The sequence below is a fragment of the Solibacillus sp. CAU 1738 genome, from assembly GCF_039888725.1.
In the GTDB taxonomy this organism is placed as follows: domain Bacteria; phylum Bacillota; class Bacilli; order Bacillales_A; family Planococcaceae; genus Metasolibacillus.
In genome coordinates this window covers 201,578-217,039 of sequence record NZ_JBDQQN010000001.1, presented here as the reverse complement: position 1 = coordinate 217,039, position 15,462 = coordinate 201,578, and the positions used below count along the sequence as shown (strand labels likewise).

Here is a 15,462-nt window from a genome sequence, read left to right as displayed (position 1 = left end):
GCATCTTATTTCGAGTAAATATACCACCAGTTTTGGAACATACTCGTTATTATTGGTGTATGTTCGAGTATGATACCTGTTAAAATAGATTTACTTAGCACTCCTTGCACACTTTCTAATGGTAATAATGCAAATACATATAAACCGATAAAAATTAAGAAGTAAAATTCTACGAAGCATAATAATGCCCCGAGTAATCGGTTAATTGACCCGAGTACAGGCAAATACGTTAAAAAATCAAACATTGAACCGACAATTTGCAATGCGATTTTTACAACAAAGAAAATTATTGCAAAGGCAATAACACGATAAAATGTCCGGTCAACGTCTAATGTATCCAAAATAAGTGTAGCAGTAGAATTTTCTGTAAAACCAGGATACGGAATCCATAACACGAATTTTTGTGCTAACGGTTTATAATAAATATATGCTACGATGAGTGCAATAAAAAAGCTACCAATATGAATTGCTTGAACTACAAATCCACGCTTCGCACCGACAATTAGACTAGCAACCAATATAAATAATAAAATAATATCTAGCATTTACTTCAATCCTTTAATTTTTTCAATTCTTCTTCAAGTGCTCCTACTTGCTCTTTTAATTGTAGTAATTCGTGCACGGAATTGACCGCTGTGAGGACTGCTAGCTTAGCGCTATCTAAAGATGGATTATGTACACTAATTTCACGCATTTTATCGTCTACAATTGAAGCAACTAATCGCATATGACCAGTTGTCTCTGTTCCGACCATTTTATATGTATGACCGTAAATTTCAACTGAAATCCGATTTTTTTCTTGTTCAGCCAAATTGATACCTCCCAAAATCATAAGCAACGACAGTAACTCAATCAGGTAGCCATTCTAATAGATTATAACTCACGTACATTCCCTGTTCGATTTTCTGCAATTTTCATACTACATATCATACCATGAAACACTTTTAAATGGGAATAACGAGAGTAGAAAGGAGTCCATCAATGACAAATATTGTATTACAACTTACAAGTGAAAAACAAAAGGAGGTACAATCCTATTATGCTACTTATTTCATAAATCGAAACGCACCAGGCGTAATTTTTGCAGCAAAGCTTTCCGATACATCCATTACGATGTACAAATCCGGAAAGGTAATGTTCCAGGGGGCGGGAGCACAACGCGAGGCAGCTCGCTGGGGTACAGAAACTATGGATAACAAAAGAGTATCTAAAGCAAAAGGTGATACACTACCTGAAAACTTCGCTTCAATGTCGGTTCTGGGCTCAGATGAAACAGGTACAGGTGATTATTTCGGTCCCGTAACAGTAGCAGCTGTTTACGTCCCTTTAGAAAAAATCGCTCTTGTGCAGGAGCTAGGCGTCAAAGATTCAAAAATGTTAACAGACGACTATATGCGGAAAATTGCACCTGATTTAATGAAGGTTTGTACACATAGTATTTTAACTTTACGCAATGATAAATATAATGCGATTCAAGCACGTGGCTATTCTCAAGGGAAAATTAAGGCGATGCTGCATAACCAGGCACTTAAACATGTATTGAATAAAATTGCCCCTGAAAAACCACAGCATATATTAATTGACCAGTTTGCAGAGCGCGGCATTTACTATAACCATATAAAAAATGAAAAAGAAATTGTTCGTGAAAATGTATTATTCTCAACGAAGGCAGAAAATTTACACGTCGCTGTAGCAACGGCTTCAATTTTAGCTCGCTATGCTTTTTTAAAGGAAATGGATCGATTAGCTGAAATTGTAGGCTTCCCATTACAAAAAGGAGCAAGTAGTAAAGTCGATGAAATGGCTGCACGTATTTGGCTTAAACAAGGTGAGGAAACATTACGCAAGTTGACAAAATGGCATTTCGCAAACACAGAGAAAGCCCGGAAATTGGTGCAAAAAAAGCGTGCACGGGATTAATTTTTTGAAAATAATAACAAGTTTACACACCAGACTGTCTTGAAAACGCTTGTCAGACAAGGCGCGCAGTCGAGCGAAGACGCGAATTGAACATGAGTTCATGAGCGGACGAGCGAGGCAAGTAACGCAGTATGCGAGCGAATGCATTGTCCGGATCGAAGCTAGTGCAACGATGCAGATCACGTTTGTCAACAGTAAAAGCCCGAAGAATTTTCTTCGGGCTCGATTTCACTTAACACCTTCATGAAATTAAAACTGTCTGGCTTTTGCTTCTGACCTCAAGAGTTGGTTATGGAGAGTAATCTCCGTTTCACCATTTACTTGAGATTTTGAATGCTTAATCCGTGTCCAGTTTTGGCGGATTTTTCGAGATTTTGGATCTGAATTGTCAGGTTTACTCATCTTTTTCCCTCCTACCCATGTTGGAACTAGTGTGAAATCTGTCATAGTATAAGCTGTAGCACTCTTTTTATACGCCTTTTACTTCTTTTCTGTTACAGCAAAATAATTTCCTTCATCGTCCGCAAAATTAAACACTTTTCCAAAAGGCATCTCCACTAATTCACCAACTGTAATACCTTTTTGTTGATAGTCAGCATACAAACTTTCAATATTTGCTGTATAAAACATAATCGATGGCGTGCCCAGTGTTAGTTCAGGTGACATTTTCGCAATAATAGCTTTATCATGCAAAACAAAAGAAGTTTCAGCATCTACAGTTGGCGCCACTTCATACGAATGCATCATTTCATTTGAATGTTCTGCAATTAACACAAATCCTGCCTTCTCTGTCCAAAACTTCATTACTTCTTCCGGATTTTTTACATACAACATAACTTGTCCAATTTGTTGAATCATATTATAGTTCCCTCCTACCAATTTCTTTAACTATATGTCATATATCAAAAAATGTGCAATTTTTTTAATTATAAAAAGACAGGACTTTCTCTTATAGGAAAGCCCTGTTTCTCTTAATTTATAAAGACTACTAAACTACTTTTGTGGAGATTGGTAGCCTTCGCGTTTTGTTACATCTACTCTTTTTAAGAATAAAGCAAGGAATAATGCAACAGCCGCAACAATCGTTGCTACCATAAATGTATAGTTAATTCCGTCTAACATTGCTGTTTGACCGATTTGTGCTGTCATTTCAGCAATTTGTGACTCTGTAGGTGTTACACCACTTGCTACCATATTAGCTTGGGCATCTGCTGCAAGCTCAGCTGCACGTGTTTTAATATGAGAGTTCATAATTGTAACAAGAATCGCTGTACCAATCGCACCAGAAACTTGCTGAACAGTATTATTAATCGCTGTACCATGCGGATTCATTTTCATAGGTAATGAATTTAAACCATTTGTCATAATTGGCATCATAACTAACGACATACCCATCATACGTATAGTGTATACTGTGATAATATATGCATAAGAAGAGTCCATTGATAGTTTCGATAAACAATATGTTGAAACTGTAGTAATAGTTAACCCAATTAATGCTAATATTTTCGGTCCATATTTATCAAATAATTTACCTGTAATAGGTGACATTAACCCCATAAGAATAGCCCCTGGAAGCATCATTAACCCTGCATCTAACGGAGAAATTCCACGTACTGTTTGGATATATGCCGGCGTCAAGATCATACCTGAGAACATTGCCACTGACACAACCATCGAAATGATTGAAGCAAGTGCAAACATCGGGTATTTGTAAATACGTAAATTTAATAACGGTTGCTCCATTTTTACTTGACGCAAGATGAAGAGCAATACGCTAATTCCCCCAACGATAATCGTGCCGTATACTTCAGGAGTATCCCAGCCTTTTGAACCAGCTGAACTGAATCCATATAATAGACCACCAAAACCAATTGTGGAAAGTACGAGTGAAAAGTAATCAAGCTTCACATCGCGTGTTTCCATGACGTTTTCTAACTTCCAAATACCTAATAATAAGCTGATTACCGCAAATGGAATAATCATTTCGAATAATAAACGCCAATCATGATGCTCTACAATCCAACCTGATAAAGTTGGACCAATTGCTGGAGCAGCAATCATTACTAAACCGAAAATACCCATTGCCGCTCCGCGTTTTTCAATAGGGAAACTCGACAACATAACGTTCATTAATAAAGGAGACATTGTGGCTGCTCCTGCTGCTTGCACCATACGACCAGCAAGTAATACACCAAATGATGGCGCAACTGCTGCTAGTATTGTCCCAAGTAAAAATAAAGACATAGAAACTATAAAAATATGTCTATTTTTAAATTTAGTAATAAAAAAGGCAGATGCAGGTACTAATACCCCACTAACAAGCATGTAACCTGTTGACAGCCATTGTACAGTTGAATAATCCTTTATTCCTAAATCCACCATTATTGTAGGTAAGGCTACATTGAGTAATGTATTATTTAAAAACGCAACAAATGCACCTACAAACAATATGGCAATCATTAAATAAGGAGGTTTTTTAGTTTGTGTTTCTTGATTCATTTTAGTTCCTCACAATTCTTTATATCTCTATATTGCTATTCGCTTGATTTATTTTATACTCACAGTCCAAAATTATCAACAATTTTATTCCGCTAAGTATAAAACGTTGTAAATAAAGCGTTTCCAAGGTAGAATGAGAGTATAATACTATTGAATAGGGGGGGATTTTATGAATAATCGTAAACGCCAAGTTATAGAATCATCTCTACAACTATTTACTGAAAAAGGATTTCAAAATACATCCATCCAAGATATTTTAGAACGCGCTAATATTTCTAAAGGTACTTTTTATAATTATTTTTCATCAAAAAATGAGTGCTTCATGGCGATTTTAGAGCAATCCCGATATGAAGCAAGCCTACGCCGTCACGAACTACTTGTTGGCAAAGATAAACAAGATATTGATGTTTTAATCGAACAAATTATAGTTATTATGAAAATTAATGAGGAGCAAAACTTAATTACATTATTCGAAGGGGTTATCAAATCAACTGATAAAGAACTGAAAAGAACTTTAGCAAACCATCGACTATTCGAAATTGAGTGGTTAATGGAAAGGTTTACAGATGTTTTCGGTGAAGAGGTCCGCCCATACACATTTGAATGCGGAATCATTTTTTGGGGTATGGTCAATCATTTGTCTATGACATGGCGCAATGTTTATGAAACACAAATTGAAGCAAAACGCCTTGTTCGTATTGCATTACGCAATATCCAAGCATTATTGCCAACATTAATAAAAGAAAACGATGTTTTGCTTGGTCCTGATATTGTGCATTTACTGAGCAAAAAAATGCAGCAGAAACCAATTGAGAAAGACGAATTGACTGAGCAATTACAGGGCTTTATTAACCGTTTAGATAATGAGCCCAATATAATTGGTGAACAATTTGCTTCTTGTTTAGCCGAGGAGTTTTCGCTTGCAACACCACGTACTCATGTAATTGAAGTGTTATTAAAACCTTTCCGCGAGGCTTTCTCCAATACATCACATGAGGCTGCTTCCATCGACCTTGCAAATATGATGTGGTATTATCTCAATACAATGACTAAATCGGGTGAAGCAGATTGTTGACAATCGTCATCTACATCTTCCCTTTCACTTCTTCAGTTTCCAAAGGCTCTCAATAAAGAAGTTACCCCAAATAATAAACGTAATTTTCACGTGTATTATTTGGGGTTTTTTTTTCATTTCAAATAAAACAATCCGCCATTAATTATTTCAACTTTAATTTTCGCATCGTATCGTTCTTCTAACGCCTGTTTTTCGATTTCATAGCTTTCAGGTTTATTATCTATACCTTCATAAAAATATTCTAAAACCCTCATATCTCGTTCCCATCTTTTTGCCGATTCTTCAGCCCAAGTATGATCATCTTGGGAAATAACAGCTTCAATTGCGGCATCTAATCGGTCAAGTGCTCGACTTGGTTTTATTATATATTGCACATGAAATGCAGCTTCTGACATATTAGGTGCTAACTCAACACCATATAATGATTCATGAAAATTTTCTTCTATTTGCCCTGTCAATAAGTTCATACCAAATGAATATAACATTTCTTTAGTCCGATCACTGCAGTAGGATATTTTATAATTTACACTTAACCAAGGCGTTAAAACTGCTTGGACTTCGGCTGAATTAACTTGCTCATACATTTTGACAAAAGCCCCTTGTTCTTTTGTTACTTGAAATAACTGGCTAAGCCTTTGGGAACCAAAATGAACGTTTTCACCTTGCCGATTCCCAGAAAGCTTGTTTTGATCTGTAATAAATGTTACTTGCGCTGGATTCGGTTCACTATTTGTCGCTTCAACATACTGCCAATAATATGGTCGATTCATTATTCTCTTATCTATATCAATTGTTAATTGAACTGTAAGCGCATCATCACTGTCATGGACAACCTCGCAATGATTTTCTATAAAAAATTGTCGTAAAAAACTATGAACTTGCTGTGGATACATGGAAATCCTCCTCGCAAACAGCTAGGCGCTTTTATTTATATGGATTTTTTCAGATTTGTTAATATTGCATCTAAGTCGCCTACTACTTTTTCAAACACATCAATTTTCGTATGGAGTAATGCCAATATGTCGTCTTCAATCGTATTTTCAATCGCCAAATTATATATATGCACGTCTTCTTCTTGTCCTAATCGATGAACACGTCCAATCCGTTGCTCTAGCTTCATTGGGTTCCAAGGTAAATCATAATTAATAACGTGATGACAAAATTGTAAGTTTATCCCTTCACCACCTGCTTCAGTCGCAATCAGTACTTGAGCTTGTTCTTTAAATAGATGCTTCATATAATCACGTTTACTTTTATTATACTTCCCATTAAAGAGGACACTTGTAATTCCTTTAGTATGCAAATACCATTGTATATATATTTGCGTCGCTCTATATTCTGTAAAAATAATTACTTTGTCATTTACCTGAGCGATAATTTCAGCAGTTCTTTCTGCCTTCGAATTAATTTCAAGTGACATTATTTTTTCGAGTAACGCTTGCACATAGTCTATTTCTTCCTGTTGGACACAGCTTTCAAGCATTTTACTTAATGTTAAACAAGTCGCTTCCTTACTGCTGCACATTTCTTTTTGGAGTGTAATGAGTGACATAGAGCTTGAAAAAACAGGCGAAACGTCTTTTAGCATAACGAGTAAATCATAGGCTTCTCGTTCCTCTTTCGTAAATTGAATTGGAATAGTATGAACACGTCTATTCGTCCATTCAATACTTGTATCCTCTCGCCTATTTCTTACCATCACTTGATTAACTAGTTCTTTTAAAAATTCATCATGCTCTAAATTATGCTTACTAGCGGAAAATGCAGATTGAAATGTTTCATAATTTCCGAGGTGACCCGGTTTTAATAAAGATACAAGATAAAACAACTCAAACACATCATTTTGAATTGGTGTTGCCGTTAATAATAAGCAAAACTTTTTCTTTAAGCTTTGAACAAATTGGTATATTTGTGTTTTATGATTTTTCAATTTATGTGCTTCATCAATAATAATGATGTCATAATCTTGTGCATAAATAACCTCCCTATGAGGGCTTTTTTTGGCTGTATCCATACTCATCACAATAATATCGTAATGCTCAATCGGATATTTTTTTTTAAAGGCCATTGCTGGAATATGAAATTTTAAATTTAATTCTTCTACCCATTGATTAATAAGGGAAGCCGGTGCCAAAATTAATGCTTTTTTCACAAGCCCTCGAATAAGATATTCCTTCAATATTAAACCTGCTTCAATCGTTTTCCCGAGCCCAACCTCATCTGCGAGAATGGCTTTACCATTCATACTTTCGATGACAGTTGTGGCGGCTTCCAATTGGTGAAGAAGTGGTGTTAATTTTGGTAAGTACTTCACACATTGCAAACCGGAAAATTCAGTAATTAGATTGGATTTAATGATTTCATAATTCCTTTTGTAAAGTGTCCAGCTATTCCACTGCTCATCCTTGTCCAATCTATTTAAGAAATCTTCTTGCCACTCGGACGACCTTTCGATAATCATGATCATCACCTCATGCCATTTTTTCTTTATTAGATTGTCCAAAAAAGTGAATGCTATGTTGTGTTTAATAAAAGCCACAAATTTGCGCATGATTTTATTATGATTTATAAAATTAGTGTAATTTATGTATTTGCATAGAATACGGATTGTTAAACAAAATAATCCTCTCTGCTATTAGCATGAGAGGATTCGGACATATTTATTATTTCTTCATTGTTTTTGTATTTGCTAAACGTACATGCCATGAAAGAGCTTCCTCTAATAAATGAGGTGTCTGATGATTGCCTGTTTTCTCTACTGCGGCATTGTAATATTCCCATAGCTGCTCGCGGTAATCAGGGTGTGCACAATTATTAATAATTAGTGGTACACGCTCTTTTGGCGCTAGACCTCTTAAATCTGCTACACCTTGCTCAGTGACAATGACATCAACATCATGCTCAGTATGATCGATATGTGGCGCCATCGGAACAATACTCGAAACACTACCACCTTTTGCATATGATTTCGTTACGAAAATACCGAGACGTGCATTGCGGGCAAAATCACCTGAACCACCAATACCATTCATCATCTTTGTTCCGCTCACATGTGTCGAATTGACATTGCCGTATATATCCACTTCTAATGCTGTATTAACAGAAATTAACCCTAAGCGGCGAATAATTTCTGGATGGTTTGAAATTTCTTGTGGACGTAAAACTAAACGGTCAACATATTGATCTAAATTGCTATAAACTCGCTCTCCACATTCCTTCGATAAAGTAATCGACGTACAAGATGCAAATTTCACTTTGCCAGCGTCTAATAATTCAAACACCGCATCTTGCAATACTTCAGAATATACTTCTAAGTCTTCGAATTCTGAATTTAAGAATCCATTTAACACAGCATTCGCTACTGACCCAACACCTGATTGAATTGGCATTAACTTATTCGTTAAACGCCCTGCTTTTATTTCATTGCGTAAGAAATTCAGTAAATGCTCTGCAATTATCGCCGTTTCTTCATCTGGCGGTACAATTGTTGAAGGTGCATCTGTAATTTCAGACAAAACGATTCCACGTACTTTTGTTATGTCAATTGGTATGCCAACTGTTCCTATACGCTGGCCCGCACTCGTTAACGGAATCGGCCCGCGCTCTCCTTGTGCTGTTGGAATATAAATATCATGCAATCCTTCAAGTGAGTCAGGATGTGCTACATTAAGCTCAACAATAATTTCTTTCGCCATTTGTAAAATAATTGGTGAATTACCAACAGACGTCGTAGGAATTAATAAGCCGTCTTCTGTAATCGCAGCAGCTTCAATTATAGCAAAATCAATCGGTCCTATAATCCCTTGTCTCATAAGCTCTGCATTGTGTGAAACATGTGCATCTGTATAAATAATTTCACCACTATTAATTTTCTGGCGCATAGCAGGATCCCCTTGATAAGGTGCACGTTTACGAATTATACCCGCTTCTGCCATATGTTGGTCCACTTCAGGTCCAAGAGAAGCACCTGTATATACATCCACTTTGAATTTCTCAGTTTTTGCTTTTTCAACTAAAGCAAGTGGAACTACTTTTGCATCCCCTGCACGTGTGAATCCACTCATCCCAAGTATCATGCCATCTTTAATCCAAGAAGCCGCTTCTTCTGCTGATACAACTTTGTCCTGCAAAGATACATGACGAATTTTTTTATTTGCTTGTTGTAACATAAAGATCCCCCTTTAGCTGTTCTCCAATAAATTTTTTGTGGCGCAAAACTACTAATTTTTTCATTATTTCTATAGTAATGATAGAATCAGCCCATCATTTATCTATATATTCCACTAATTCAGGAAATATCACTCTTTAAAATAAAAAATATTTTTATTTCTAACATTTTTTCATACGACATAATACAATCTTTTCCGAGATTACTTGTCGCTGAAAAAGCATTGAAGGGATGGAATGTTAGGGTGTGGTGATCAAATTAATACACTCTTTCTTACAAAGGGTGTTGACGGTCCGCACTCTTTCCCCAGGGCAAGGCTTCAACTAATTTTTTCGGGAAACACCCGAAAATTGATTTTCCGCTCGTGCTCATCTCGGTGGAGTCGGTGATCCTCTGCTACAATCAACGATTTTTACCTAAATGACTGCCTACTTCATTATGAACTCAATAATGTTGAAATCGGTTCACTAATGGATTGACTGAATTGTAATAGTACATTATACATTCAAAACACTTCTACCTATTTAAGTGCGAAGTGATTCAGGATCGACAAGCTCAATAAACTTTCTTGTTGCGCGCGATAATGGTACTGATTGTAAATAACAAATTCCAATGCTACGTTTCGGAAAAGCTTCTTGCAAAGGAAGTTCATATAAAATACCTTTTTCTAAATAATCCTTTGCGAATTCTTTCGTCACACAGGCAATACCTAAATTTATTTTCGCAAACTCTAATACTAAATCATGCGAGCCAAGTTCAAACTCCGGTGTAATTGTAAAACCTTGTTTTTTTAAGTAATTCTCTACATAATTTCTTGAATTCGCCTTTTTCTCTAAAAAAATTAGTGGCATTTTCATAAGCATCTGTAAAGAAATTGGTTTTCTCGCTAAATTTTTATATTTCTCTCCACACACAAAAATATCATGAACGTCCTTACAAGGCTGTACTTGTAATTGATCATCTACAAGTGGCAAATTACAAATGCCGACATCTGCTTCTCCTGCTTTTATAAACGCAGTTATTTCTGATGTTGTACCATTTAATACTTTTAAACGAATACCCGGATACTTTGTGTGGAATGCTTCTAAATAAGGAAGTAAAAAATAACGTGAAATAGTATCACCTACGCCAATCCGTAATTGCCCTGTTGTTAAATGCTTGAATTCTAAAATCTTTTCTTCGCCTGCATCTAAAATACCTAACGCAGAATTAACGTATTCATGGAGCAATTTCCCTTCAGACGTTAGCGTAACTCCTTTTGGCGTACGATAAAAAAGATGCGTTTCTAGCTCTTTTTCTAGCTTCAAAATTGCTTGACTAACAGCAGGCTGCGTCATATACATTTCTTCTGCAGCTTTAGAAAAGCTTAGATTTCGACATACTACATTAAAAATACGATAATAATCTAATTTCCCAATCATATAACTACTCCTTATATCGCCCATTATAATTATTAATTTTACTTATATCACATAGGTGCTGTATAGTAAACAATGTAAGTTTTATTTAAAGAACGTTAAATCGTTAGGAGAGATTATTTTGGAACGTGTAGTTGGAACAGTAGTACGTGGTCTTCGTGGCCCTATCATTAATGAAGGTGACGATATCGTTCAAATCGTTGTCGATACTGCAATAAATGCCGCAAAAGTTGAGGGCTATGAAATTCAAGACCGCGATATCGTAACAGTAACAGAATCTGTTGTAGCGCGTGCTCAAGGTAATTACGCGACAATCGACGATATTGCAGCAGACGTAAAAGCAAAATTTGGTGATGATACAGTTGGTGTGATTTTCCCAATCTTATCTCGTAACCGTTTCTCAAATATTTTACGTGGTATCGCAAAAGGAACGAAAAAAATCGTTCTTATGCTTAGCTACCCTTCTGATGAAGTAGGTAACCACCTTGTTTCACTTGATGAACTAGATGAAAAAGGCGTTAACCCTTGGACTGACGTATTAACTGAAGCAGAGTTCCGTGGTCATTTCGGCTATAATAAGCACACATTTACTGGTGTGGACTATATTGAATACTATAAAGAACTCATTGAAGCAGAAAACACAGAAGTTGAAGTGATCTTCTCAAACAATCCTAAAACGATTTTAGAATATACAAAGAACGTATTAACTTGTGATATCCACTCTCGCTTCCGTACAAAACGCATTTTAAATGCGAACGGTGCTGAAAAAGTGTTTGGGTTAGATAATATTTTATCTGAATCGCACAACGGCTCAGGTTTTAACTCTGCATACGGTTTACTTGGCTCAAACAAATCGACTGAAGATAGCGTAAAATTATTCCCGGATAATTGTCAGCCAATCGTTGATAATATTCAATCAAAAATTTTAGCAGCAACTGGAAAGCTTGTTGAAGTAATGATTTACGGTGATGGCGCATTCAAAGATCCAGTAGGTCAAATTTGGGAGCTTGCTGACCCAGTTGTTTCACCGGCTTATACACCAGGTCTTGTTGGTACACCAAATGAAATTAAACTTAAATATTTAGCAGATAATGACTTCGCTAACTTACGCGGTGAAGAATTGAAAAATGCTATCTCAGAATACATTAGCAATAAAGATGAAGATTTAACTGGTCAAATGGCTGCGCAAGGAACAACTCCTCGTAAGCTAACTGATTTAATCGGTTCTTTATCTGACTTAACTTCAGGTTCAGGCGACAAAGGTACTCCGATGATTTATATTCAAGGATACTTCGATAACTATACGAAATAATTTTAAAAGGAGATGGTGTTAACCGTCTCCTTTTTATTTATCTAAAAAAATTCTCTACAAAAGCCGATTCATCAGCGTAACTTGGGGTTGATTTCCGTTCCAGTTGGACGCTTTCCGGGGGGCGTCAGATGAGCCGCTTCCCTCGCAAGCTCAGTCCAGGGTCTCATCTTGGACGCTAATCCCCCAGGAGTCGCCCAACCTCCACTCTAATCAACTCTCACTTTATTTAATAAATTATCACACCATACTTTTGTGATGAACTTTTTTCTATCCCTATAAAGAACATACTTCCCCGACTTGTGGTAAAAAACAAGTAAAGTACAGGATTATAGGATGCAAAAAAATTAAACATCTAAATGGCAAACGTTTTTCCGAGAACACTACTTTTATAGATCACTATCAACGCTTTTCTAAGGAATGTAATAGGTTGTTCGGATTCGTTCAAGTTTAAAAATTGGCACTTAGAAACTCTAAATAGCTATGCATTTGGCTATTCGAATAGTTTTTTTAGAAGTGCTTAATAATACTTCTAAAGTCATTAAAAGAAACGAAGTATTAATATTTTAAAGCAAAGATATTATTAAATTTTGTATATAAAAATGTAGGTGTGCACCTTGGTTAGAAAGATTACGTTGATTGGAGCGAAGGGCAGCCGACTTCTGCGGGAACAGCAATGTTTTCTGCTTCGAAAGCAGAGCGACAGTCGCACGTGAGGAAAATCCATTTTTCGGGGGATTAATCCCCCAAAAATTAGTTGGACCCGTGCCCGCGAAAAGCGACCTGCCCGGAGCGGAAATCAACCTCTTTCGCAAGAAAGAGTGCAGTGAAATTATTCACTACACCCCAACATTGAATTAGAACCAAAAAACTTCAATATTCCTTCTCCAAAACATGTGAATCTCATTTCCCAGCGCAATTATTTATAATTCGATTACTTCATTTGAATAATTTTATTTATTTCTCACAAAATAAAATCTATCTCCACAAAAGAGTAGGTGTTTACTATGAATAAGTCTTTATTTAGAAGAAAAAATGTTGATGATTTATTAAATGCAAATAATGACGTTCAGTTAAGCAAAACTTTAGGCCCATTTGCGTTAATTTTACTCGGTGTTGGTGCTATCATCGGAACAGGGATTTTTATTTTACCTGGCACAGTTGCAGCGGAGCATTCCGGTCCAGCTATTATCTTCTCATTCGTGATTGCAGCTATCGTCTGTGCACTTGCAGGTATGTGCTATTCGGAGTTTGCCTCTGCAGTACCTGTGACAGGCAGTGCTTATACGTATAGCTATATCGTTTTCGGTGAAGTTATCGCTTGGCTTGTAGGTTGGGCATTACTTTTAGAATACGGGCTTGCAGCGGCTGCTGTTGCAACAGGTTGGTCAGCATATTTAAGTTCCTTACTTGCTGGGTTTAATATTCATATTCCTCTTGCTTTCTCTGGACCTTTCAACCCAGCTGAAAACACTTATATTAATTTACCTGCAATCTTTATCGTTGTCTTGACCTCGTTTTTATTAACATTAGGAAGTAAAGAATCAACTCGCTTTAATACAATTATGGTATTTATAAAAGTAGTAGTTATTTTATTATTTATCATCGTCGGTATATTTTATGTTGAGCCTGACAACTGGCAACCATTTATGCCATTCGGAATGAGCGGAGTATTATCTGGTGCCGCGCTTGTGTTTTTCGCTTATTTAGGTTTTGATGCTGTATCTTCTGCTGCTGAAGAAGTAAAAAATCCACAACGCAATATGCCGATTGGGATTATCGGTTCACTATTTATTTGTACCGTTTTATATGTAGCAGTTTCACTTGTTTTAACTGGATTAGTATCGTACACAAACTTAAATGTTAGTGATCCTGTAAGCTACGCTATTCAATTAGCAGGGCAAGAATGGATTGCTGGTATAATTTCTCTTGGTGCAATTGTTGGGATGATGACAGTTATCCTTGTCATGTGCTACGGTGGAACACGTTTACTATTCGCACTTGGCCGCGATGGTTTATTGCCAAAAGTAATGCGCGAAATCCACCCCAAATATAAAACACCCGTTAAAAACACATGGATTTTTGCGGCTTTAATTTCTTTATGTGCAGGCTTACTACCAATCGATAAATTAACAGAGCTTGTAAACATGGGAACACTTATCGCATTTACAATGGTATCAATTGGTATCCTTTGGTTACGGAAAAACAAGGAAATTTCTGAAGGTGGATTTAAAGTTCCTTTGTTCCCATTCATACCAATTGTTTCATTTGTGCTTTGTATTTTCTTAATATTACAACTATCTGTCCAAACTTGGATTGCTTGCGGGATTTGGTTTGTAATTGGACTTCTCCTATATTTCGGATACGGCAAAAAACATAGTTTGATGAACAAATAAGGTTGTGCGAATGAACATCATTTACGCACAACCTTTTGATTATTTTTGTTCTAAACTAAACTGCCATTCAACACCGAATTTATCGGTTACATTACCGTAGCATTTACTCCAAAATGTTTCTTGTAATTCCATAGTTACTTTACCTTCGCGTTTAAGCACTGCAAACGCGCTTCGTAGCTTAGCTTCATCGTCTGTTACAACAGCAAGTGTTACGTTATTCCCTACTGTGTATGGTTGTCCAGGGAACGTATCTGAAAACATAACAGTTGCGCCCATAATTTCCACTTTCGCGTGCATCACTTTATCTTTCATTACCTCAGGAATACTATGCTCCTCTTCTTGATGCGCCTCACCAAACGTCATAAGTTGTGCGTCGTCAGTTTGGAATGCTTCTTTATAAAGCGCTAATGCTTCACGTGTTTTACCATCGAATACTAAATATACATTTATCGCCATTTGATATCTCTCCTCAAAAATCGTATTGAACTGCAATAAAATATCGCCTAAAACTAATTGAATTATGCATTATTTAAGTAATTATCGCAATTAATCATCCCAAAAATTTCTAGTCCTTATTTGCAATTTGGAGAGAATTTTTTAAAATATCTATTCATCCAATCTGAATATTTATTGCAAGTTGCGCCGTTTTTCTAGTCTGAAGTTATGATTTTTTC

The 15,462-nt window shown here is 36.3% G+C and carries 14 protein-coding genes; 4 read left to right on the top strand and 10 right to left on the bottom strand.

What is annotated here, in order from left to right:
* Positions 1-5 precede the first annotated feature (5 nt).
* The gene (locus tag AAFN87_RS01075) at positions 6-545 is read right to left on the bottom strand and encodes a CvpA family protein (RefSeq protein WP_347789140.1); all 540 of its coding nucleotides are present in this window, start codon (positions 543-545) and stop codon (positions 6-8) included.
* 5 nt (positions 546-550) lie between these two features.
* On the bottom strand, positions 551-811 hold the full coding sequence (zapA, locus tag AAFN87_RS01070; protein ID WP_347789139.1) for a cell division protein ZapA: 261 nt from the start codon (positions 809-811) through the stop codon (positions 551-553).
* Positions 812-981: 170 nt separating this feature from the next.
* Here zapA and rnhC point away from each other — a divergent pair, with 170 nt between their 5' ends.
* Positions 982-1,920 (top strand): ribonuclease HIII, encoded by a 939-nt coding sequence (gene rnhC, locus AAFN87_RS01065; protein ID WP_347789138.1) that lies wholly within the window; start codon positions 982-984, stop codon positions 1,918-1,920.
* 249 nt (positions 1,921-2,169) lie between these two features.
* On the opposite strand, the gene AAFN87_RS01060 is transcribed toward rnhC, so the two are convergent.
* The 3 genes from AAFN87_RS01060 to AAFN87_RS01050 form a co-directional block, all read right to left on the bottom strand.
* Complete coding sequence (locus tag AAFN87_RS01060; RefSeq protein ID WP_347789137.1) at positions 2,170-2,322, bottom strand: YpzG family protein; 153 nt, start codon at positions 2,320-2,322, stop codon at positions 2,170-2,172.
* Positions 2,323-2,400: 78 nt separating this feature from the next.
* The gene (locus tag AAFN87_RS01055) at positions 2,401-2,778 is read right to left on the bottom strand and encodes a VOC family protein (protein WP_347789136.1); all 378 of its coding nucleotides are present in this window, start codon (positions 2,776-2,778) and stop codon (positions 2,401-2,403) included.
* A gap of 135 nt (positions 2,779-2,913) precedes the next feature.
* Positions 2,914-4,422 carry a DHA2 family efflux MFS transporter permease subunit gene (locus AAFN87_RS01050; protein ID WP_347789135.1) on the bottom strand — a complete coding sequence of 503 codons (1,509 nt, stop codon included), beginning with the start codon at positions 4,420-4,422 and terminating at the stop codon, positions 2,914-2,916.
* A gap of 169 nt (positions 4,423-4,591) precedes the next feature.
* Here AAFN87_RS01050 and AAFN87_RS01045 point away from each other — a divergent pair, with 169 nt between their 5' ends.
* Positions 4,592-5,497 carry a TetR/AcrR family transcriptional regulator gene (locus AAFN87_RS01045; protein WP_347789134.1) on the top strand — a complete coding sequence of 302 codons (906 nt, stop codon included), beginning with the start codon at positions 4,592-4,594 and terminating at the stop codon, positions 5,495-5,497.
* Positions 5,498-5,610: 113 nt separating this feature from the next.
* Here AAFN87_RS01045 and AAFN87_RS01040 read toward each other — a convergent pair whose 3' ends face one another.
* The 4 genes from AAFN87_RS01040 to AAFN87_RS01025 all read right to left on the bottom strand — a co-directional run bounded on the left by AAFN87_RS01040 (position 5,611) and on the right by AAFN87_RS01025 (position 11,086).
* A complete protein-coding gene (locus AAFN87_RS01040; protein ID WP_347789133.1) occupies positions 5,611-6,390 on the bottom strand; it encodes a YqhG family protein in 780 nt (259 codons plus the stop codon).
* A 35-nt stretch (positions 6,391-6,425) separates the two neighbouring features.
* Positions 6,426-7,964: a DEAD/DEAH box helicase gene (locus AAFN87_RS01035; protein ID WP_347789935.1), complete on the bottom strand. Its 1,539-nt coding sequence runs from the start codon at positions 7,962-7,964 to the stop codon at positions 6,426-6,428.
* A gap of 196 nt (positions 7,965-8,160) precedes the next feature.
* Positions 8,161-9,666, bottom strand: a complete 1,506-nt coding sequence (locus tag AAFN87_RS01030; RefSeq protein WP_347789132.1) for an acetyl-CoA hydrolase/transferase family protein — start codon at positions 9,664-9,666, stop codon at positions 8,161-8,163.
* 523 nt (positions 9,667-10,189) lie between these two features.
* Complete coding sequence (locus AAFN87_RS01025) at positions 10,190-11,086, bottom strand: LysR family transcriptional regulator (protein ID WP_347789131.1); 897 nt, start codon at positions 11,084-11,086, stop codon at positions 10,190-10,192.
* Positions 11,087-11,204: 118 nt separating this feature from the next.
* Here AAFN87_RS01025 and AAFN87_RS01020 point away from each other — a divergent pair, with 118 nt between their 5' ends.
* A complete protein-coding gene (locus AAFN87_RS01020; RefSeq protein ID WP_347789130.1) occupies positions 11,205-12,395 on the top strand; it encodes a coenzyme F420-0:L-glutamate ligase in 1,191 nt (396 codons plus the stop codon).
* Positions 12,396-13,399: 1,004 nt separating this feature from the next.
* Positions 13,400-14,788 (top strand): branched-chain amino acid transporter BcaP, encoded by a 1,389-nt coding sequence (gene bcaP / locus AAFN87_RS01010; RefSeq protein WP_347789129.1) that lies wholly within the window; start codon positions 13,400-13,402, stop codon positions 14,786-14,788.
* A gap of 39 nt (positions 14,789-14,827) precedes the next feature.
* On the opposite strand, the gene AAFN87_RS01005 is transcribed toward bcaP, so the two are convergent.
* Positions 14,828-15,244 carry a VOC family protein gene (locus AAFN87_RS01005; protein ID WP_347789128.1) on the bottom strand — a complete coding sequence of 139 codons (417 nt, stop codon included), beginning with the start codon at positions 15,242-15,244 and terminating at the stop codon, positions 14,828-14,830.
* Positions 15,245-15,462: the final 218 nt, after the last annotated feature.